The sequence below is a fragment of the Microbacterium sp. RD1 genome (assembly GCF_052220165.1).
In the GTDB taxonomy this organism is placed as follows: domain Bacteria; phylum Actinomycetota; class Actinomycetes; order Actinomycetales; family Microbacteriaceae; genus Microbacterium.
Genome location: NZ_JBQPOL010000004.1, coordinates 64,236 through 82,261, shown reverse-complemented (window position 1 = coordinate 82,261; position 18,026 = coordinate 64,236). Strand labels below are relative to the sequence as shown.

Genomic DNA, 18,026 nt, shown 5'->3' with positions numbered 1-18,026 from the left:
ACGCGGTTCAGCGTCGGTGCGAATAGGCGATCGGCTCGTCGAGGAACGGCTCCCACGCGGCGCGCTCTTCGGCGCTGAGACGAAGGGGCTTTCCCGACGCGGCGTCCACCTTCACGACGACGGTTGACGCGCGAGCGTAGACGACCTGGCCGCCGTCACCGGCGGTCTCCGGAGGACTGCACACCTCATAGCAGACCTCGACGCTCGAGCCCCCGAGTTTGCCGAACCACAGCTGCACGTCGAGGGGGTAGCGGCCGTACGGCACCGGAGCGAGATACTCGACCTCCTGCCGGGCCACGAGGGTGAGCACCCCGGTGTCGAGACCCGGACGAAGGACGGCGGTGGGCGGTGCGGTCTCCCCCGGAAGAGCCTGCCAGAATGCGCGCACGCGCGACTCCTCCAGCAACTGGAGCATGGCGGTGTTGTTGACGTGGTTGTACGCGTCGAGATCGCCCCACCGAAGCGGGATCGGAATGTGGAGCCTCCGGCCGGTGGCCACCGGCTCGACGCGCGCGGTGTACTCAGTCACGGGTCAACTTGCGGTACGTCGACTTCGACGGGTTGGCCGCATCCGGACCCAGACGCTCGATCTTGTTCTGCTCGTACGCCTCGAAGTTCCCCTCGAACCAGTACCACTGGTCCGGCTTCTCCGCAGTCCCTTCGTACGCGAGGATGTGCGTGGCGATGCGGTCGAGGAACCACCGGTCATGCGTGATGACCACGGCGCAACCGGGGAACTCGAGGAGCGCGTTCTCCAGGCTGGACAGGGTCTCGACGTCGAGGTCGTTGGTCGGCTCGTCCAGCAGCAGCAGGTTGCCGCCCTCCTTGAGGGTCAGCGCGAGGTTCAGCCGGTTGCGCTCGCCACCGGAGAGGACGCCCGCCTTCTTCTGCTGGTCGGGTCCCTTGAAGCCGAACTTCGAGACGTATGCGCGCGAGGGGATCTCGATCTTTCCGACCGTGATGATGTCGAGCCCGTCGGAGACGACCTCCCACAACGTCTTGGTCGGGTCGATGTTCGCCCGCGACTGGTCGACGTAGCTGATCTTGACGGTCTCGCCGATCTTCAGCTCGCCACCGTCGAGGGGCTCCAGCCCGACGATGGTCTTGAACAGCGTCGTCTTTCCGACACCGTTGGGACCGATGACGCCCACGATGCCGTTCGGCGGCAGGCTGAAGCTCAGTCCGTCGATGAGGGACCGGCCGTCGAAGCCCTTCTTCAGCTTCTTCGCCTCGATGACGACGTTGCCCAGACGCGGACCGGCGGGAATCTGGATCTCCTCGAAGTCGAGCTTGCGGGTGCGCTCGGCCTCCGCTGCCATCTCCTCATAACGCGCCAGTCGCGCCTTGGACTTCGTCTGGCGTCCCTTGGCGCTGCTGCGCACCCATTCCAGCTCGTCCTTGAGACGCTTGGCCAGCTTGGCGTCCTTCTTGCCCTGGACGTCGAGGCGCTCGGCCTTCTTCTCCAGGTAGGTCGAGTAGTTGCCTTCGTAGCCGATGAGCCGTCCGCGATCCACCTCGGCAATCCATTCGGCGACGTGGTCGAGGAAGTACCGGTCGTGCGTGACGGCGATGACGGCACCCTTGTACGCCTGCAGGTGCTGCTCGAGCCAGAGGACGCTTTCCGCGTCGAGGTGGTTCGTGGGCTCGTCCAGCAGCAGGAGGTCGGGTTTCTGCAAGAGCAGCTTCGCCAGCGCCACGCGGCGCTTCTCACCACCGGAGAGAGGTCCGATGGCGGCATCGGCGGGCGGCGTCCGGAGGGCGTCCATCGCCTGCTCGAGTTGAGAATCGAGGTCCCAGCCGTCTGCGGCGTCGATCTCCTCCTGCAGCGTCCCCATCTCCGCCAGGAGCGCGTCGAAATCGGCGTCGGGGTCGGCCATGAGTGCGGAGATCTCGTTGAAGCGATCGAGCTTGGCCTTGATGGCCACGCCGTCCTGGATGTTCTCGAGAACCGTCTTGGACTCGTCGAGCTCGGGCTCCTGCAGCAGGATACCGACGCTGAAACCCGGGCTGAGCTTCGCCTCTCCGTTGGAGGGGGTGTCCAGCCCCGCCATGATCTTCAGGATGGTCGACTTACCCGCCCCGTTCGGACCCACCATGCCGATCTTCGCGCCGGGGAGGAACGCCATCGTGACGTCGTCGAGAATAACCTTGTCGCCCACGGACTTCCGGGCGCGCACCATCGAGTAGATATATTCGGCCATAGCGCTCCCAGTCTACGGTGAGGCCCCGGAGGGCCGACGCCTCACCAGTCGATCGTGCGGGTGGTGCCGATGAGGCAGCCGCCGTCTTCCAGACCGGGGAGCACCGTCGCCACCGGCTCACCGGTGGCGGGGCCCACCTGACCCACGAGGCACTCGTCGCCCCAGCGCACGGAGAACTGGATGCTCTCGGCGGGGTTGCCCACCGTGGACTCGTCCGCCGTCACCTGCATGGCCGCCTTGTCGAACCCGGCGGCCGCGAGGGCGTCGACGTATGCGCGGCCGGCCACCGGCTCAGGCCCAATCCACACCGATCGGACCACCGATGCGAAGTAGGGCAGGTTCTCCTGCGCGGTGCCTTCGCGCATGAACGCCGGTTCGGTCGACGTGGGAGTGGGTGTCGCCGTCTGGCTCGCGCTCGCAGTCGTCGGGGACGGCGCGGGTTCTGACGGGGCGCACCCCGTTGCGAGAGCGAGCACCAGGAGAATCGCTGCGGCGCGCCCCCACGGGCGCGCACGGCCGGACAGGGTCACGAGCGTTCGGGCCACACGTCGAGTCTACGGGGGCTTCAGAACGGGGTCGGATCCGGCTCGGCGGCGTCGACCTCTTCTCCGCCGACGCCGACGAGTGCGCCGGCGGGGATCGTCCAGCCGTCGGCGTCCCGGCCACCGCTGTCGCGCGCCGTGGTCTCGTCGGCCGTGGTCGCCGCGGGTTCGCGACGGCCGTCGGGATGGTACGTGGTGCTCCCGAACAACAGGTCGTGCCCGATCGCATCGGCGTCGATGTCGGCGCTCGTGCCGCTGCGGGTGCCGTTGTCCCACGCACGCAGGTGGAGGCGCCCCACGACGATCACTCGATCGCCCTTCTTCAGCGAGGTCAGAGCGTGCGCGCCTAAGGAGCGGAACGCCGACACCGAGAAGAAATTCGTGTATTGGTCGACCCACTGCCCCGTCCCGCGGTCGAAGCGACGATGCGGCGCGGCCACACGGAACGAGGTGACGTTCGTTCCGTTGCCCAACGGTCGTTGCTCCGGGTCGGCGGTGAGGTTGCCCGTCACCGTGATGATCTCGGTCATGACACATTCCTTCCTCGAAGGCTCCGGCGACCGCGTGCCCGTCGGTCACCGGAGCTCAGCCCATGGTGACCACGCCGCGCGCAGCAGCGCGGCTGCGCCCGGCCGTCTGGGGAGAACCCGCTTCGGGGCAGGCCTGGGGAGGAAAGGTCAGGCGGAGACGTACTCAGCGAACCGCGCGCGCACCTTGGAAACTTTGGGAACGGCGACGGCCAGGCAGTACCCCTGCGTGGGGTTCTTCGCGAAGAAGTCCTGGTGGTAGTCCTCGGCCGGGTAGTACACGCCGAGCGGTTCGATCGTCGTCACGACACTGCCGTCCCACCACTCGGTCGCGCGGTCTCGTGCGCGCTCGAACGCCTCGCGCTGGGCGTCGTCGGCAGGGAACATGGCGCTGCGGTACTGGGTTCCGACGTCGTTGCCCTGCCGGTTCAGCTGCCGGGGATCGTGCATCGTGAAGAACGCGTCGAGGATGATCTCCGCCGGGATGACTTCGGGATCGAACGTGACAGCGACGGCCTCGGCGTGCCCGGTACCGCCGGTGCAGACCGCCTCATACGAAGGATCCTCGACCTGGCCGCCGGTATAGCCGGACACCACCGAGGTCACCCCGCGGAGCGCGCGATACGCCGCGTCCAAACACCAGAAGCAGCCGCCGGCCACGACATATGTCTCCATGGTTTCCCTCCCGTCGCACTTCGAGCCTACGCCGCGTCCGATGTCGGACCCCCCTCGTAGCGTGAGGGCATGCTCCTCACCGAAGGCCCCGAAATCGTCGCTCCCGGGTGGGCGCGCCTCTCACGGGTGGCACGGGGACGGTGGCGCGTCACCGATCGCGCCGGTCGCATCGCAGGACACGTCCACGCCGTGCACACCGACGCGGGGTGGCGCTATGCCGCCGAGCGCTTCCACGCATCGACGGGCACGTTCCTCCCCCTGGGCGAATTCTGGACGCCCGAGGAGGCGTGCGACTGCCTGCGCTACGCCCGATGATCACACCAGCGCGTCCAGGCGCTCCAGACGGGAGAGCGGCGCCGCCGCGAGCACACCGGGCCAGACATCGGCCAGCACATCGACGGCGCGGACGAGCTCGTCGGCCGGCGCGGTGAAGGGCAGCCTCAGGTGCCGGTCGTGTCCGCCTTCGACCGCGAACCGCGCACCCGCGGAGAGGTAGAGCCCGCGGGCTCGGGCGGCGATCACCAGCGGCGAGCTGAGCGGAGCGTCCAGCTCCACCCACAGCGACAGCCCGCCCTCCACCGTCGGCACGGTCCACGACGGCAGCGTGCGGGCGAGGGCCGTCACGAGCGCGTCGCGCCCCGTCCGCAGGTGACCGGCGCGCTGAGCGATGATCTCCGTCATGCGAGGAAGGAGCGCCAACGCCACCGCCTGCTCGAACTCGGCCGTTCCGAGGTCGTGCACCGGTCTGGCCGCGGCAAGGCGTTGCAGAACCTCCCGCGGACCCCGCACCCACCCGACCCGGAGCCCGCCCCAGACCGTCTTGCCCAGCGAACCGAGCCGGATGACGTCGTCGTGATCGGCGAAGGCCTCCGCACCGCCTCCGTCGATGGCGAGTTCGCCGGTCGTCTCATCGATCACGAGCACCGTGCCGGCGCGTTCGGCCGCCCGGGCGACGACATCCGCCTCGTGCGGCGTCATCGTGCGCCCGGTCGGATTCTGGAAGACGGGCATGAGGTAGGCGAGGACGGGGAGAGTCCGCGCGAACGCCTGCTCCGCTCGATCGAGGTCCCAGCCCTCCTCTGTCGTCACGGGGACGGCGACCAGGCGACCGCCCGCCTGCCGGAACGCGTCTGCCGCGTGCGGGTAGGTCGGCGTCTCGATGAGTACGCGGTCGGCGCGTCCGAGCATCACCGACGCGATCAGGTGGATCGCGCTCTGCGCCCCCGAGGTGATGAGCACCTCGTCGGCGTCGGTCGGGATCCCCCGCTCCCGGTACCGCTCGGCGACGGCCTCTCGGAGCGCCCGCTGACCGACGACGTCGTACCCCGATCGCGCGACGAGCGACGCGGCACGGGTCGCGACCTCGCCGAACACGCCGGCGAGCCCCGGCCAGGCGGGCGGCGAGGCCTGCTGGAGATCGATCGCGTCGGCCATCGCCCGCCGCGTGCCGGGGTCGCGACGCGCGAGGGGAAGAGTCACGCTCCCCGACCCGCGGACGCTGCGGATGTGAGAGGTGTCACGGAGACTGCGATAGGCCGCTGCGACGGTCGTCCTGCTCAGATCCAGTGCCGCGGCGAGTTCGCGCTCCGCCGGCAGGGCCGTGTGGGCGGGGAGGCGATTGTCCAGGCAGAGGAGCCGGATGGCGTCGGCCAGCGCCTCATACACCGGCTCGCTGCTGCGCCAGCCGCCGAGCGCCGCGGCCAGCGCGCGCGCGCTGATTCGGGAATCCACGCAGGCCAGTCTATCGGTATTGGCATTTGGCCAGTGGTCCAATTCTGCGGTGGAATGGCAGCATGCCCCGCCGCGTCACCCAGCTCCTCGTCGGGCTGATCCTGTACGGCGCCGGAACCGCCTTCACGCTGCAGGCGGGACTCGGCGTCGATCCCTGGACCGTGCTCGCCGAGGGGCTGAGCGAGCGGGTCGGACTCGGAGTCGGCTGGGTCACGAACCTGCTCGGAGCGGCCGTCCTCCTCGCCTGGCTACCGCTGCGTCAGCATCCGAGAGTCGGAACCGTCGCGAACATCGCGCTGGTCGGCACGAGCATGCAGGCCACCCTCGCCGTGCTGCCGAGGCCTGACACGATCGTCGGCCAGGCCTCGATGCTGGCCTCGGGAGTGGTGCTCGTGGCCATCGCCTCGGGGCTCTACATCGGCGCGCATTTCGGACCGGGCCCGCGCGACGGCCTCATGACGGGTCTTCACGCCCGACTCGGCGCCCCGATCTGGCTCTGCCGTCTGACGGTCGAGGGCACCGTGCTCGTGATCGGATGGTGGCTCGGCGGAACCGTGGGCATCGGCACGGTGGTCTTCGCCGTCTGCATCGGTCCGCTCGTCCACGTCGCGCTGCCGCTGTTCGACGTCCCGGTGCGCTCCCGGACGGTCGCCGCGGAGCTGGCTGCGGCCCGCGTCCGGGTTCTCCGCTGAGTCAGTGCTCGCGGTACTCGGGTGCCTCGGCCCCGGGCTTCAGATGAGACTGCAGCGCTCGCTTGGCGATATCCATCGAAGGATAGGTGCCCAGCGGCTCCGGCGCGCCGGCCATCTGCACGGTGTACCCGTCGCCGTCCTTCTGGATCTTGCCGACGGCGCCGATCGGCCCGTAAGCCACCCAGAGGCGGCGGGTCGTGGTCTCAGTCATCTTCGACTCCTTCCGCGGTGCGTTCTCGACGCTACGCCGCATCCGGCCCCGATGCCAGTGCGCGTGACGGCGTGGCGTCGGTACGCTGGATGCCGACCCCCAGTAGCTCAGTGGATAGAGCAGCGGCCTTCTAATCCGCCGGTCACACGTTCGAATCGTGTCTGGGGGACTTCTCGGATCGTGTCTGGGGAGACTTCCATTCGCCGGCCCGGCCTTCCCGTGTCGGGGCCGTCGATAGGATGGGCGGCATGGTGGGGCCTTCCGCAAACGACCGCCTCGTATGGATCGACTGCGAGATGACCGGACTCGACCTCGCGGTCGACGAACTCGTCGAGATCGCTGTCGTGATCACCGACTTCGAGCTGCAGGTGCTCGACCCGGGATTCCAGGTGGTGATCAAACCCGACGACTCGGCGCTGGCGAACATGAGCGAGTTCGTGACCGGGATGCACCGCACCTCGGGCCTCCTCGACGAGATCCCCGGGGGCGTCAGCGTCGCCGATGCGGAGTTTCAGGCCCTGGAGTACATCCAGCGATTCGTCCCGCTCGAGGCCAAGGCGCCGCTGGCGGGCAACACGATCGGCACCGATCGCATGTTCCTGGCGAAATACATGCCGCGCGTCGACCGGTGGCTGCACTACCGCAACGTGGACGTATCGAGCATCAAAGAGCTCTCCCGGCGGTGGTTCCCCCGCGCGTACATCCACGCGCCGGCCAAGAACGGCGGCCACCGAGCGCTCGCCGACATCCACGAATCCATCCGCGAGCTGGCGTACTACCGGTCTGCCGTGTTCGTCCCCGAGCCGGGTCCTACCAGCGACGGCGCGCGCGCCGCGGCCGCCGGCGCGGTGTCGTCATACCCCTTCGCGGTATGAGAGAATCATGAGGTTGTCCCGTTCGACGGGCACATGGTGGGTATAGCTCAGTCGGTAGAGCACCTGGTTGTGGTCCAGGGGGTCGCGGGTTCAAGTCCCGTTACTCACCCCAAGATGAGTGACACCGATATTCCGGGTCGGCGCCCGGCCGATCTGGATGCGGCGGCATTCGAGCAGCTCGTGATCGAGGAGCTCGACCGCCTGCCCGATGACATGGTGGCGGGCCTGGACAACGTCGTTTTCGTGGTGGAGGACCGACCCGAAGACGGTTCGCTCGACCTCTTCGGCCTGTACGACGGCTGGGCCCTGACCGAGCGCGACCGGTACGGCAGCGCCGGGGAACTCCCCGATCGCATCATCGTGTACCGCGAACCGCACCTGGCGGCGTGCGACACCCTGCCGCAGCTGCAAGACGAGATCCATACGACGCTCGTGCACGAGATCGCCCACTTCTACGGCATCGACGACGCGCGGCTTCACGAACTGGGATGGGCATGACCGCCACGCTCACGAAGGACGATGTAGAGCTCGACGACGTCGCGCTCGTGGACCGGCCCTGGCAGACGGTGGTCTGGAACGATCCGGTGAACCTCATGAGCTACGTCGTGCACGTCTTCCGCGAGTACTTCGGATACTCCTCGCCCGAGGCCACTCGGTTGATGATGCTCGTGCACGAGAAGGGCTCGGCGATCGTGGCCGAGGGTGCGCGCGAGCAGATGGAGCTGCACACGCGGGCGATGCACGACTACGGGCTCTGGGCGACCGTACGGAGGGCCGGCGAATGAGCGACGGAACGCGACTCCTCCTCGAGATCACGACCATCGAAGCCGCTCATCTCTCCGCGCTGACGACCCAGTTCCTCGAACTGGTCGAGAACACCGGCGCGGCGGCGCCGCGCGACCCCGCCGTCCACCGCCTCGTTCCCGATGCGTACCCCGATGACCCCCCGGCATCCGAAGAGTTCCGGCGACTCACCGGCGACGACCTCCTGGGTCGCCGCGCCGCCGATGCCCGAACGATGCTGTCGACCCTGAGCGCGACCGGTGATCTCCCCGCACCGGAAGACCTCGACGAGGCGCGTGCTCTCACGCCGCGGCTCGTCACGCTCGACGGGGAGCAGACCGCCGCGTGGCTGCGCGCATTGGCGGCCATGCGCCTCGTGCTGGCTTCGCGCCTCGGGATCGACGACGAAGACGACCGCCGCGACGACGATTCCCGATACCTTCTGTACGACTGGCTCGGTCAACGGCTCGAGGGGCTGCTCCAGGCCGTCGACGGCTGAGGCCCTCGTCGCGTCATCCGGGGTAGTCGGTGACGGTGAGCCACAACGGGTACAGGTCCTCACGTTTCCCCGATTCGCTGGCGGAGACGGTGAACGGACCCCCATCCGACAGGTGAGCGAAGAGGTCGTCGGCGGTGATCTCCCCCGCCAGCTCGAACGCGTCGTAGACGAAGGGGATGCCGTTGGACCCGAGTGGACTGGGCGAATCCATGAGGTGGAAGTGCAGGTGCGGGGAGTCGGTGTTGCCGGTGTTGCCCAGCAGGGCGATCGCCTGACCGCGCTCCAGCTCCTGACCGACCTCGACCCTCATCGGGTTGTCGGGCTGCAGATGCGCGTAGAACGCGTACACCCCGTCGCCGAGGTCCTGAACGATGTGGTTGCCGCCGTACTCGTCGAGCGTGAGCCCGGTCGGGTTCGCCCCCGGCGTCTGCTCGGGGAGGTCGAATCGCATCGACACGATCGGACCGTCGCCGACCGCGAGGATGTCGGAGCCGAAATAGGGATAGCTCGCCAGCTCGTCGACGGGCCCCGTGACGAACGCGCCATCGGCGTCGAGTTGCACGTAGTCGATCGCGTAGCGCTCGGGCGCATGGTACGCCCCGTCGATCGGGTTCACCGCCCCGCGATGGGGGGTGACGGCGCAGCAGCTGTTGCCGTTGAGCCAGCCGTCGCCCGCCAGCGGGGGGCTGATGACGACAGGCGGTGCCGGATCCACCTCCGTCACGGCCAGGCGTTCGGTCATCTCGTCGCTGATGACCGGGAGCGCGCCGGGCTCGAATCCGAAGGTCACGTCGTGTGCCAGGACCTCGGGGAGCTCCGCCATGGAATCGACCACGACGTCCAGCCACACCAGGGCCCCCTGCCCGGGACCCAGGACACGACCGGGCTCGGGCGCGCCCGAGACGGCCACCCAGGGGACGATCGCATCACCGTCGAGACGCTCCAGGGACGAACCGCTCCCGTCGAGCACGTCTATCGACTCGATGGTCGCCGTCTGCGAGGTGACGTTGCTCAGGGCGAGCTCATAGGCGATGTGCACGCGGCCGTCCGTCGTCGGCACCCCCCGCGGAACGCTGAGCACCCGCGCGATGACCGGCGTGAAGTCGTCTTCGGGCACGTCGGCGGGCGTCGGTGGCGTGGGGGTGGCCTCGGGGTCAGACTCCGGCGCGGAACATCCGACGAGAACGAGGACGGCGGCGGCGGCAAGGACGACTGCGGCGGGCACGCGGTGCATGGACTCAGTATGGAAGCTCAGTAGGCTCGAGAGCTATGGCTGCCGGCGCGACGATGCACACATTCGACGTCGAACTTGCCGACATCGACCGCGGCGTCTACGAGCAGCTCTCGCTGCGCGTCGCCCGCCACCCGTCCGAGACCGGCGCGTTCATGCTCACCCGCGTGCTCGCGTACTGCCTCGAGTACGAGACCGGCATCACGTTCAGCGAGGGCATCTCGACCACCGACGAGCCGGCCGTGCTCGTACGGGACGACACCGGGAGACTGACCGCGTGGATCGAGGTCGGGGCCCCGGATGCCGAGAGATTGCACTACGGAAGCCGGCTGGCGGACAGGACGGCCGTGTACACGCACCGCGATCCGGTGAAGCTCGTGGCCACCTGGACGGGCAAGCGGATCCACGACGCTGCGGACATCGCCCTCCACAGTTTCGATCCGGGATTCCTCGACCGCGCCGCCGCGTTCATCGAACGACGAAACGCCCTCACCGTGTCGGTGACCGAGCGACGCCTCTACCTCGAGCTCAACGGCACGGCCCTGGAGTCGGAGATCGTCGATCAGGCGCTCGACGCGCTCTGATCAGGGCAGGGCGACCGTCAGACTCGCGTGCGACAGGGGCTCGTCGTCGGCGACATGGCGATCCTCCTGCGCAGCCCACCGCTCCCAGTGCGGCCGATACGCGTCGCCGTCGCGGGTCAGCGCCCTCGCCCGTCGGCTGGCGACGGGAGCATCCAGCCACACCCGCACGTCCGCTAGGCGCGCGGTGACGGGCGTCAGGAGGCCGGACCCCTCGACGATGAGCGGAAGCGACGGGTCGATCGCATGCGCCTCCGCCCGCTCCGACGTGCTCCAGTCCCACCGCTCCCATACCCCGACCACACCGCGCGCGTGGGGCGCCAGGATCGTGGAGCAGGCGTAATCGACCCCGTCGCGGAGGCCGTCCCACCCCGGATACACGTCATCGAGCGCGACAAGTTGCACACGCCCGCGCTGCGGCCACCGCGCGGCCAGCTCTCGCGCGAACGTCGTCTTGCCCGCGCCGCTTCGCCCGTCGACGAGGACGACCGGGTTCGCAGCGGCCACCGCGCGCACCGCTGACACCGCCGCATTCACGGCGGCGTCCAGAGCGCGGGTGAACGGGTCGGGGTTACTTCTTGAGGGCGCGGATGACACGGCTGAGCGCCCGACCGGCCACCCACACGAACGGGATCGCGACGGCGAGGAACGACACGATGTTGGGCTCGAACCGGATGTCGTCGCCGCGGCGGATGTACGCGCCCACGGGAACGCTGTACGCCCCGCCACCGCCGCCGTTGTTGCCGGCCTCGTCGGAGCCCCCGCCGTACCCCGACCATGTGAGAGCGACCGGAATGAGCCGCACGCCGTCGACGTCCTGCTGCTCTCCGTACGCGGCGTTGACGCCGAGCTGTGCGGCCTGTTTGCCGAGTTCCAGTGCGATGTTGGGCATGCACCCACCGTACTCTGCGGGCACGGCGCTGCCCAGGCTCAGGGCTCGTGGGTCGGCAGCGGATTCGACGGCAGCACCCCGTCGTCGCGACGAGGGCCGAGAAGAGCGGCGCGAGTTACGACGCCGCGTCCGAACCGCTCCGACGCGCCGTCGAGCGCGTCCTCGACCGCGCGCCACTCCTCGTCGTCGTCCCACAGACCCAGCGGCCCGACGGCCGCGCGGAGCTTCTCGCCGCGCACGCCGATCAGGCGGATCGGGAGGCTGCGTGAGATGCCGTCGAACATCTCGATCGCCGCGTCTCCGATCCGCTGACCGACCGCTGTCGGTTCGGCGAGGGTGCGAGAGCGACTGAGGGTGGTGAAGTCGGACATGCGCACCTTGATCGAGACCGTGGCAGCTTCCACGCCATGCCGGCGCAGGCGCGCACCGACCCGGTCGGCCAGTCGCCGCAGCTCGACGTGGAGTACGCGCGTGTCGGCGATGTCCTCGGAGAACGTCTCCTCGTGGCCGATGCTCTTCTCGACCCGCTCGGTGTGCACCTCGCGGGCGTCGATGCCGCGGGACAGGTGAGCGACGCGCTCGCCCATGGCGGGGCCCAGCACGCGATCGAGAACCGACTGTGGAGCGGCGAGGATGTCGGCGACGGTGCGGATGCCTCGGGATTCGAGTGCCTCGGCCGCCTTGGGCCCGACTCCCCACAGCGCGCGGACGGATCGCGCGGCCAGGAACGACGCAGTATCGGCCTCCGCGATGATGAGGAGACCATCGGGCTTGCTGATGGTGGAGGCCATCTTCGCGACGTGCTTGGTGGCGGCGACGCCGATGCTGCACGTGAGACCCGTCTCGGCGAGCACCCGCTCCCGCAGCATCCGCGCGATCACCCCGGGGCTCCCCCACAGACGTCGCGCACCGCGCACGTCGAGGAATGCCTCGTCGATGGAGAGCGGCTCCACCAGCGGTGTGTAGTCGGCGAAGATCGCCATGACCTGCCGGGACAGCTCGACGTATCGGTCGAAGTGGGGCATGACGACGATCGCCGTCGGGCACAGGCGCAGCGCCTGCGAGACCGGCATCGCCGAGCGCACGCCGAACCTGCGCGCCTCGTACGAGGCGCTGGAGACGACACCGCGCCCCTCCGGTGCACCCACGATGATCGGTTTCCCGCGAAGGGACGGATCGTCGAGCACCTCGACCGAGGCATAGAACGCGTCCATGTCGACGTGCAGGATGCCGGTGCCGGTGTCATCGGCGCCGGCGGCCGACACCAGTCGTCCCGTGCCGTCGCCGCGTCCCATGCGTCCATTCTCCCCGGCCCCACCGACACGACGACGGAGCACGCTCATCGAGTTGCGCCTTGTGGTCGAAATTCGGGCGGAATATCGACCACAAGACACAACTCGACGGGAGGGCTACTGCGCGGCGCGCTCCAGGACCAGCTCGCGCACGCGTGCCGCGTCGGCCTGGCCTCTCATCGCCTTCATCACGGCGCCGATGACGGCGCCGGCGGCCTGCACCTTGCCGTCGCGGATCTTGGCGAGCACATCGGGCTGCGACGCCAGCGCGTCGTCGATCGCGGCGAGGAGCGCACCGTCGTCGGAGACGACGGCGAGCCCGCGCGCGTCGACGACCTCCTGCGGCGTCCCCTCCCCCGCGATGACCCCCTCGAGCACCTGGCGCGCCAGCTTGTCGGTGAGTGTGCCGGCGTCGACGAGGTGCTGCAGTGCCGCGACGTTCTCCGGGGACACCAGATCGGCTGCGTCGCGACCGTCGGCGTTCGCGACGCGGCTGATCTCACTCATCCACCACTTGCGGGCAGCGGATGGCGAGGCGCCTGCGGCGACCGTGGCCTCCACCTCGCTGAGCAGACCGGCGTTCACCACGCCCTGGAAGTCGATGTCGGCGAAGCCCCAATCCGCCTTGAGGCGACGCCGACGCGCGGCCGGCGGTTCGGGGAGGGCGGCCCGCAGTTCCTCGATCAGCGACTCCGCCGGCGCGACCGGCAGCAGATCGGGCTCGGGGAAGTAGCGGTAGTCATCCGCGTCCGACTTCGGCCGGCCAGGAGATGTGGTGCCGGTGTCTTCATGCCAGTGTCGCGTCTCCTGCGTGATCGTGCCGCCGGCGGCGAGGATCGCCGCTTGGCGCTGGATCTCGTAGCGGACCGCCCGCTCCACCGAGCGCATGGAGTTCACGTTCTTGGTCTCGGTGCGCGTGCCCAGCTTCTCCTGCCCGCGCGGGCGCAGCGACACGTTCGCGTCGCAGCGCAGGTTGCCCCGCTCCATCCGCGCCTCGGAGATGCCGAGGCCGCGGACGATGTCGCGGATGGTCTGGACGTAGGCCTTCGCGATGTCGGGTGCGTGGTGCTCGGCGCCGAAGATCGGCTTCGTGACGATCTCGACGAGCGGCACACCGGCGCGGTTGTAGTCCACGAGGGAGTACTCCGCGCCCTGAATGCGGCCGGTCGACCCGCCGACGTGCGTGAGCTTGCCGGCGTCCTCCTCCATGTGCGCACGCTCGATGGGCACGGTGACCACGGTGCCGTCTTCGAGCTCGACTTCGACGGAACCCTCGAAGGCGATCGGCTCGTCGTACTGGGAGATCTGGTAGTTCTTGCCGAGATCGGGGTAGAAGTAGTTCTTCCGGGCGAATCGGCTCGACGGCGCGATCGAGCAGCCGAGGGCGAGGCCCAGGCTGATGGACGACCGGACGGCCTGCTCGTTCACCACCGGCAGCGCGCCCGGAAGCCCCATGTCGACCGGCGCGACCAGCGTGTTCGGCGCCGCGCCGTGGTTGTCGGGATGCGCGGGGTTGGGGGCTGCGGAGAACATCTTCGTCCGCGTGTTCAGCTCGACGTGCACCTCGAAGCCGAGTACCGGTTCGAACAGCTCGAGCGCTTCGTCGAAGTCCATCAGCTCGTCCTTGGCCATCAGCGCACCCCTCCTGTCGATCCCTGAGCCTGCGGGAGGGCGGGCAGCCGGTCCAAGAGCGGCCCGCCCCATCCGTCGACGAGCACCGCCTCGGTGGCCGCCCCCACGCGGTAGAGGCGAGCGTCTTCTCGAGCCGGCGCGAGGAACTGGATGCCGACGGGCAGCCCGTCTTCTTCTGCCAGTCCCGAGGGGATGGAGATGCCGGGGACGCCGGCGAGGTTCGCCGGGATGGTGGTGACGTCGTTGAGGTACATCTGCAGCGGGTCATCGAGCTTCTCACCCAGCCGGAAAGCCGTGGTGGGTGCCGACGGGGTCGCGAGGACGTCGACCTGCGCGAAGGCGGCGTCGAAGTCCGCCTGGATGAGCGTCCGCACCTTCTGCGCACTGCCGTAGTAGGCGTCGTAGTATCCGGCCGACAGGGCGTAGGTGCCGAGGATGATGCGGCGCTTGACCTCGTCGCCGAATCCGGCCTCGCGCGTGGCGGCCATGACGTCTTCGACCGTCGCGCCGGGGTGCGGCGTCACGCGCATCCCGAAGCGGACGGAGTCGAACTTGGCGAGGTTGCTCGATGCCTCCGCCGGGAGGATCAGGTAGTAGGCGGCGACGCCGTACTCGAAGTGGGGCGCGCTGACCTCGACGATCTCGGCGCCTTGCGCCTCGAGGGCCGCAAGGGCGGCCCGGAACGAGGCCGAGACACCCGGCTGGAATCCGGACGCGTCGAGTTCGCGGATGACGCCGACCTTGAGGCCTCGGAGCACCGCGCCGGATGCCCCGTCCCGCGCCGCATCCGCGAACGACGGCCACGCGTCGGTGAGTGACGTGGCGTCGTGCGGGTCGTGCCCGGCGATGACGTCGTGGAGGAGCCCGGCGTCCAGCACCGTCCGTGTCACCGGCCCGACCTGATCAAGGCTCGACGCCAGCGCGATGGCGCCGTACCGGCTCACGCCGCCGTATGTCGGCTTCATGCCGACGGTGCCGGTGACGTGCGCCGGCTGGCGGATCGAGCCGCCGGTGTCGGAGCCCAGAGCCAGGGGCGCCTCGAATGCGGCGACCGCCGCGGCGGACCCACCGCCCGAGCCTCCCGGGATCCGGTCGCGATCCCACGGGTTGCGGGTCGGTCCGTACGCGGAGTGCTCGGTCGAGGAGCCCATCGCGAACTCGTCCATGTTCGTCTTGCCCAGCGGCACCAGGCCGGCTGCGCGCGAGCGCGCGACGACGGTGGCGTCGTACGGCGAGAGGTAGCCCTCGAGGATCTTCGATCCGCTCGTGGACGGCATATCGGTGGTCACCAGCACGTCCTTGATGGCCAGCGGCACGCCGGCGACGGGCCCGAGGTCCTCCCCGGCGGCGCGCCGGCGGTCGATGTCGGCGGCCACCTCGAGGGCGCGAGCGTTGACGTGGAGGAAGGCGTGGAGATCGCCGTCGACGGCGGCGATCCTGTCGAGGTGCGCCTGCGTGGCCTCGACGCTGGACACATCACCGGCGGAGAGTCGCGCGGCGAGATCGGCCGCACTCAGCCGCGTGAGGTCGTCGCTCACTGCTCCTCCCCCAGGATCGCCGTCACGCGGAACCGGTCATCCGCCGCATCCGGCGCGTTGTGCAACGCCTGCTCGAGCGTGAGGACCTCTCCGGGTTCATCGGCGCGGAAAACGTTCGTCAGCGGGATCGGATGACTCGTGGCCACCACGTCGGGGGTGGCGACCTCCGACACCTTGGCGATGTTGTCGACGATGACGTCGAGCTGTCCGGTGAGGCGGTCCACCTCCTCGTCGCTCAGCTGGATCCGGGCGAGCACGCCGAGATGGCGCACGAGATCGGGGGTGATTTCAGACACCCGACCAGTCTAGTTTCCGCGCGGCTGCCCGCCGTTGCGGCCGCGGGCAGGAAATAGGGTGGCTGAGTGACTGCCTTCGACCCGCCGCGCCCCTGGATCCGCAGCTACGCCGACGGGGTGCCCGAAGACCTGGATCCCGTGTCCGGCTCGCTCGTGGACATCGTGACGACGTCGGCCCGGAAGCATCCGGATGCTCCGGCGTTGGAGTTCTTCGCCCGCACGACGACGTACGCGCAGCTCGAGGATCAGATCGCCCATGCCGCGGAGGGTCTGCGGTCACGCGGCGTGCGCGCCGGCGACCCGGTCGCGATCGTGCTGCCCAACTCCCCGCAGCACATCGTCGCGTTCTATGCGGTGCTCCGGGTCGGGGGGATCGTCGTCGAGCACAACCCGCTCTACACGCCCCGCGAGATGCGCAAGCAGTTCGAGGATCACGGCGCCCAGCACGCGATCGTGTGGAGCAAGGTGGTGCGCACTCTTCAGGAGTTCCCCGCCGACCTGCAGGTGAAGACCCTGGTCTCCGTCGACGTCACCCGCGCGATGCCCCTGAAGACCCGGCTCGCACTCCGGTTGCCTCTCGCGCGGGCGCGCGAGGCACGCACCGCTCTCCACGAGCGCGTGAGCGGCGCAATCGCCTGGGAGGACCTCCTCCGCGGCGACCGGCTGGCGGACACCTACCCGCGCCCGCGCACCGACGACCTCGCGATCATCCAGTACACCAGCGGCACGACAGGCACTCCCAAAGGCGCGTCGCTGACGCACCGCAACCTCCTCTCCAACGCCGCCCAGGCCCGCGCGTGGGTGCCGCAGATCACCCCGGGTGAGGGATGCGTCGTCTATGCCGTGCTGCCGATGTTCCACGCGTACGGACTCACGCTGTGCCTGACCTTCGCCATGTCGATGGGCGCACGCCTCGTGCTCTTCCCGCGGTTCGACCCCGACCTCGTGCTCGCGGTGGTCAAGAAGCATCCGGCGACCTTCCTTCCGCTCGTGCCGCCGATCGCGGAGCGGCTCCTCACGGCGTCGCGGGAGACCGGCATCTCCCTTGCCGGCACGCAGATCGCCATCTCCGGGGCGATGGCGCTCCCGCACGAGCTCGTCGTGCCGTTCGAGGAGGCCAGCGGCGGTTATCTCGTGGAGGGCTACGGCCTGAGCGAGTGCTCCCCCGTCCTCATGGCGAATCCGGTGGCCGGCAACCGCGTCCCCGGGACCGTCGGGCTTCCCCTCCCGGGCACGGAGTGCCGGGTCGTGAACCCGGACGACCCGACCGTCGACGTCGCGCCGGGTGAGCGCGGCGAGCTGGTCGTGCGGGGGCCGCAGGTGTTCAGCGGCTACTACGGCAAGCCGGAGGCGACCGAAGAGGTGTTCGTCGACGGCTGGTTCCGCACCGGCGACATCGTGACGATCGATGAGGACGGTTTCGTCCGTATCGTCGACCGCATCAAAGAGCTCATCATCACCGGCGGGTTCAACGTCGCCCCGACCGAGGTGGAGAGTGTCCTCCGCCAGCATCCGCGTGTCGTGGACGTCGCGGTGGTCGGCCTTCCCAGCGGGCACTCCGGCGAGGAGGTCGTCGCCGCGATCATCCCCGACGGGGCGGGCGACGTCGATGTCGAGGACATCCGAACCTTTGCGCGGAGCATCCTCACGCCGTACAAGGTGCCGCGGCGCATCTTCGTGGTGGACGAACTGCCCCGCTCGCTCATCGGCAAGGTGCTGCGCAAGCAGGTGCAGGAGAGACTCCTCGCGCTGACCTCCGGCGACTGACCACGTCGGGTCGGGGTACCCGCACCGGCATGCGAGGATGTTCGACGCTGAGCCGCGGAAA

22 protein-coding genes and 2 tRNA genes are annotated in these 18,026 nt (G+C 69.3%); 10 read left to right on the top strand and 14 right to left on the bottom strand.

The window, feature by feature from the left end; genetic code table 11:
- Positions 1-7: 7 nt before the first annotated feature.
- The 5 genes from ACTU3I_RS17100 to msrA all read right to left on the bottom strand — a co-directional run bounded on the left by ACTU3I_RS17100 (position 8) and on the right by msrA (position 3,945).
- Entirely contained in the window at positions 8-529 is a 522-nt protein-coding gene (locus ACTU3I_RS17100) for an acyl-CoA thioesterase (RefSeq protein ID WP_442926929.1), read from the bottom strand.
- Positions 522-2,201, bottom strand: coding sequence for an energy-dependent translational throttle protein EttA (gene ettA, locus ACTU3I_RS17095; protein ID WP_442926928.1), 1,680 nt, complete (start codon positions 2,199-2,201; stop codon positions 522-524). The genes ACTU3I_RS17100 and ettA overlap by 8 nt, the downstream gene beginning before the upstream one ends.
- 41 nt (positions 2,202-2,242) lie before the next feature.
- Positions 2,243-2,746, bottom strand: coding sequence for a DUF6993 domain-containing protein (locus ACTU3I_RS17090; protein WP_442926927.1), 504 nt, complete (start codon positions 2,744-2,746; stop codon positions 2,243-2,245).
- Positions 2,747-2,766: 20 nt separating this feature from the next.
- Positions 2,767-3,273 carry a single-stranded DNA-binding protein gene (locus ACTU3I_RS17085; RefSeq protein ID WP_442926926.1) on the bottom strand — a complete coding sequence of 169 codons (507 nt, stop codon included), beginning with the start codon at positions 3,271-3,273 and terminating at the stop codon, positions 2,767-2,769.
- A gap of 147 nt (positions 3,274-3,420) precedes the next feature.
- Positions 3,421-3,945, bottom strand: coding sequence for a peptide-methionine (S)-S-oxide reductase MsrA (msrA, locus tag ACTU3I_RS17080; protein WP_442926925.1), 525 nt, complete (start codon positions 3,943-3,945; stop codon positions 3,421-3,423).
- Between the two features lie 69 nt (positions 3,946-4,014).
- On the opposite strand from msrA, the gene ACTU3I_RS17075 reads away from it, so the two are divergent.
- Complete coding sequence (locus tag ACTU3I_RS17075) at positions 4,015-4,260, top strand: hypothetical protein (RefSeq protein WP_442926924.1); 246 nt, start codon at positions 4,015-4,017, stop codon at positions 4,258-4,260.
- On the opposite strand, the gene yczR is transcribed toward ACTU3I_RS17075, so the two are convergent.
- Positions 4,261-5,676 (bottom strand): MocR-like transcription factor YczR, encoded by a 1,416-nt coding sequence (gene yczR, locus ACTU3I_RS17070; protein WP_442926923.1) that lies wholly within the window; start codon positions 5,674-5,676, stop codon positions 4,261-4,263. It lies immediately after the preceding gene.
- A 62-nt stretch (positions 5,677-5,738) separates the two neighbouring features.
- On the opposite strand from yczR, the gene yczE reads away from it, so the two are divergent.
- On the top strand, positions 5,739-6,368 hold the full coding sequence (yczE, locus tag ACTU3I_RS17065) for a membrane protein YczE (protein WP_442926922.1): 630 nt from the start codon (positions 5,739-5,741) through the stop codon (positions 6,366-6,368).
- A gap of 1 nt (position 6,369) precedes the next feature.
- Here the strand turns inward: yczE and ACTU3I_RS17060 are convergent, their stop codons facing one another.
- Entirely contained in the window at positions 6,370-6,579 is a 210-nt protein-coding gene (locus ACTU3I_RS17060) for a methyltransferase (protein WP_442926921.1), read from the bottom strand.
- A 96-nt stretch (positions 6,580-6,675) separates the two neighbouring features.
- Between ACTU3I_RS17060 and ACTU3I_RS17055 the strand changes: the two genes are divergently transcribed.
- The 6 genes from ACTU3I_RS17055 (at position 6,676) to ACTU3I_RS17030 (ending at position 8,736) form a co-directional block, all read left to right on the top strand.
- Positions 6,676-6,748, top strand: a tRNA-Arg gene (locus tag ACTU3I_RS17055).
- Positions 6,749-6,827: 79 nt separating this feature from the next.
- A complete protein-coding gene (gene orn, locus ACTU3I_RS17050) occupies positions 6,828-7,454 on the top strand; it encodes an oligoribonuclease (RefSeq protein ID WP_442926920.1) in 627 nt (208 codons plus the stop codon).
- A 36-nt stretch (positions 7,455-7,490) separates the two neighbouring features.
- Positions 7,491-7,566: transfer RNA gene (locus ACTU3I_RS17045), tRNA-His, on the top strand.
- 2 nt (positions 7,567-7,568) lie between these two features.
- Positions 7,569-7,952: a metallopeptidase family protein gene (locus ACTU3I_RS17040; protein WP_442926919.1), complete on the top strand. Its 384-nt coding sequence runs from the start codon at positions 7,569-7,571 to the stop codon at positions 7,950-7,952.
- Positions 7,949-8,239: an ATP-dependent Clp protease adapter ClpS gene (clpS, locus tag ACTU3I_RS17035; RefSeq protein ID WP_442926918.1), complete on the top strand. Its 291-nt coding sequence runs from the start codon at positions 7,949-7,951 to the stop codon at positions 8,237-8,239. Before ACTU3I_RS17040 ends, clpS begins: the two co-directional genes overlap by 4 nt.
- Positions 8,236-8,736 carry a DUF2017 family protein gene (locus ACTU3I_RS17030; protein ID WP_442926917.1) on the top strand — a complete coding sequence of 167 codons (501 nt, stop codon included), beginning with the start codon at positions 8,236-8,238 and terminating at the stop codon, positions 8,734-8,736. The genes clpS and ACTU3I_RS17030 overlap by 4 nt, the downstream gene beginning before the upstream one ends.
- 13 nt (positions 8,737-8,749) lie before the next feature.
- Here ACTU3I_RS17030 and ACTU3I_RS17025 read toward each other — a convergent pair whose 3' ends face one another.
- Positions 8,750-9,970: a M23 family metallopeptidase gene (locus tag ACTU3I_RS17025; RefSeq protein ID WP_442926916.1), complete on the bottom strand. Its 1,221-nt coding sequence runs from the start codon at positions 9,968-9,970 to the stop codon at positions 8,750-8,752.
- A gap of 35 nt (positions 9,971-10,005) precedes the next feature.
- On the opposite strand from ACTU3I_RS17025, the gene ACTU3I_RS17020 reads away from it, so the two are divergent.
- Positions 10,006-10,551 carry a YaeQ family protein gene (locus ACTU3I_RS17020; protein WP_442926915.1) on the top strand — a complete coding sequence of 182 codons (546 nt, stop codon included), beginning with the start codon at positions 10,006-10,008 and terminating at the stop codon, positions 10,549-10,551.
- Here the strand turns inward: ACTU3I_RS17020 and ACTU3I_RS17015 are convergent, their stop codons facing one another.
- The 6 genes from ACTU3I_RS17015 to gatC form a co-directional block, all read right to left on the bottom strand.
- Complete coding sequence (locus tag ACTU3I_RS17015) at positions 10,552-11,073, bottom strand: hypothetical protein (protein ID WP_442926914.1); 522 nt, start codon at positions 11,071-11,073, stop codon at positions 10,552-10,554.
- A gap of 46 nt (positions 11,074-11,119) precedes the next feature.
- Positions 11,120-11,440 carry a hypothetical protein gene (locus tag ACTU3I_RS17010; RefSeq protein WP_442926913.1) on the bottom strand — a complete coding sequence of 107 codons (321 nt, stop codon included), beginning with the start codon at positions 11,438-11,440 and terminating at the stop codon, positions 11,120-11,122.
- A 38-nt stretch (positions 11,441-11,478) separates the two neighbouring features.
- Positions 11,479-12,735 (bottom strand): DNA polymerase IV, encoded by a 1,257-nt coding sequence (locus ACTU3I_RS17005; protein ID WP_442926912.1) that lies wholly within the window; start codon positions 12,733-12,735, stop codon positions 11,479-11,481.
- Between the two features lie 114 nt (positions 12,736-12,849).
- A complete protein-coding gene (gatB, locus tag ACTU3I_RS17000; protein WP_442926911.1) occupies positions 12,850-14,364 on the bottom strand; it encodes an Asp-tRNA(Asn)/Glu-tRNA(Gln) amidotransferase subunit GatB in 1,515 nt (504 codons plus the stop codon).
- Positions 14,364-15,902 (bottom strand): Asp-tRNA(Asn)/Glu-tRNA(Gln) amidotransferase subunit GatA, encoded by a 1,539-nt coding sequence (gene gatA / locus ACTU3I_RS16995; protein ID WP_442926910.1) that lies wholly within the window; start codon positions 15,900-15,902, stop codon positions 14,364-14,366. Before gatA ends, gatB begins: the two co-directional genes overlap by 1 nt.
- The gene (gene gatC / locus ACTU3I_RS16990; RefSeq protein ID WP_442926909.1) at positions 15,899-16,198 is read right to left on the bottom strand and encodes an Asp-tRNA(Asn)/Glu-tRNA(Gln) amidotransferase subunit GatC; all 300 of its coding nucleotides are present in this window, start codon (positions 16,196-16,198) and stop codon (positions 15,899-15,901) included. Before gatC ends, gatA begins: the two co-directional genes overlap by 4 nt.
- Positions 16,199-16,264: 66 nt before the next feature.
- Here gatC and ACTU3I_RS16985 point away from each other — a divergent pair, with 66 nt between their 5' ends.
- On the top strand, positions 16,265-17,965 hold the full coding sequence (locus ACTU3I_RS16985) for a long-chain-fatty-acid--CoA ligase (protein WP_442926908.1): 1,701 nt from the start codon (positions 16,265-16,267) through the stop codon (positions 17,963-17,965).
- The last annotated feature ends 61 nt before the right edge of the window (positions 17,966-18,026 follow it).

Coding starts and splice junctions, on each gene's coding strand:
- ettA (WP_442926928.1), bottom strand. CDS start 2,201: ATGGCCGAATATATCTACTCGATGGTGCGCGCCCGGAAGTCCGTGGGC.
- ACTU3I_RS17085 (WP_442926926.1), bottom strand. CDS start 3,273: ATGACCGAGATCATCACGGTGACGGGCAACCTCACCGCCGACCCGGAG.
- msrA (WP_442926925.1), bottom strand. CDS start 3,945: ATGGAGACATATGTCGTGGCCGGCGGCTGCTTCTGGTGTTTGGACGCG.
- ACTU3I_RS17075 (WP_442926924.1), top strand. CDS start 4,015: ATGCTCCTCACCGAAGGCCCCGAAATCGTCGCTCCCGGGTGGGCGCGC.
- yczE (WP_442926922.1), top strand. CDS start 5,739: ATGCCCCGCCGCGTCACCCAGCTCCTCGTCGGGCTGATCCTGTACGGC.
- ACTU3I_RS17060 (WP_442926921.1), bottom strand. CDS start 6,579: ATGACTGAGACCACGACCCGCCGCCTCTGGGTGGCTTACGGGCCGATC.
- orn (WP_442926920.1), top strand. CDS start 6,828: ATGGTGGGGCCTTCCGCAAACGACCGCCTCGTATGGATCGACTGCGAG.
- ACTU3I_RS17040 (WP_442926919.1), top strand. CDS start 7,569: ATGAGTGACACCGATATTCCGGGTCGGCGCCCGGCCGATCTGGATGCG.
- clpS (WP_442926918.1), top strand. CDS start 7,949: ATGACCGCCACGCTCACGAAGGACGATGTAGAGCTCGACGACGTCGCG.
- ACTU3I_RS17030 (WP_442926917.1), top strand. CDS start 8,236: ATGAGCGACGGAACGCGACTCCTCCTCGAGATCACGACCATCGAAGCC.
- ACTU3I_RS17025 (WP_442926916.1), bottom strand. CDS start 9,970: ATGCACCGCGTGCCCGCCGCAGTCGTCCTTGCCGCCGCCGCCGTCCTC.
- ACTU3I_RS17020 (WP_442926915.1), top strand. CDS start 10,006: ATGGCTGCCGGCGCGACGATGCACACATTCGACGTCGAACTTGCCGAC.
- ACTU3I_RS17010 (WP_442926913.1), bottom strand. CDS start 11,440: ATGCCCAACATCGCACTGGAACTCGGCAAACAGGCCGCACAGCTCGGC.
- ACTU3I_RS17005 (WP_442926912.1), bottom strand. CDS start 12,735: ATGGGACGCGGCGACGGCACGGGACGACTGGTGTCGGCCGCCGGCGCC.
- gatB (WP_442926911.1), bottom strand. CDS start 14,364: ATGGCCAAGGACGAGCTGATGGACTTCGACGAAGCGCTCGAGCTGTTC.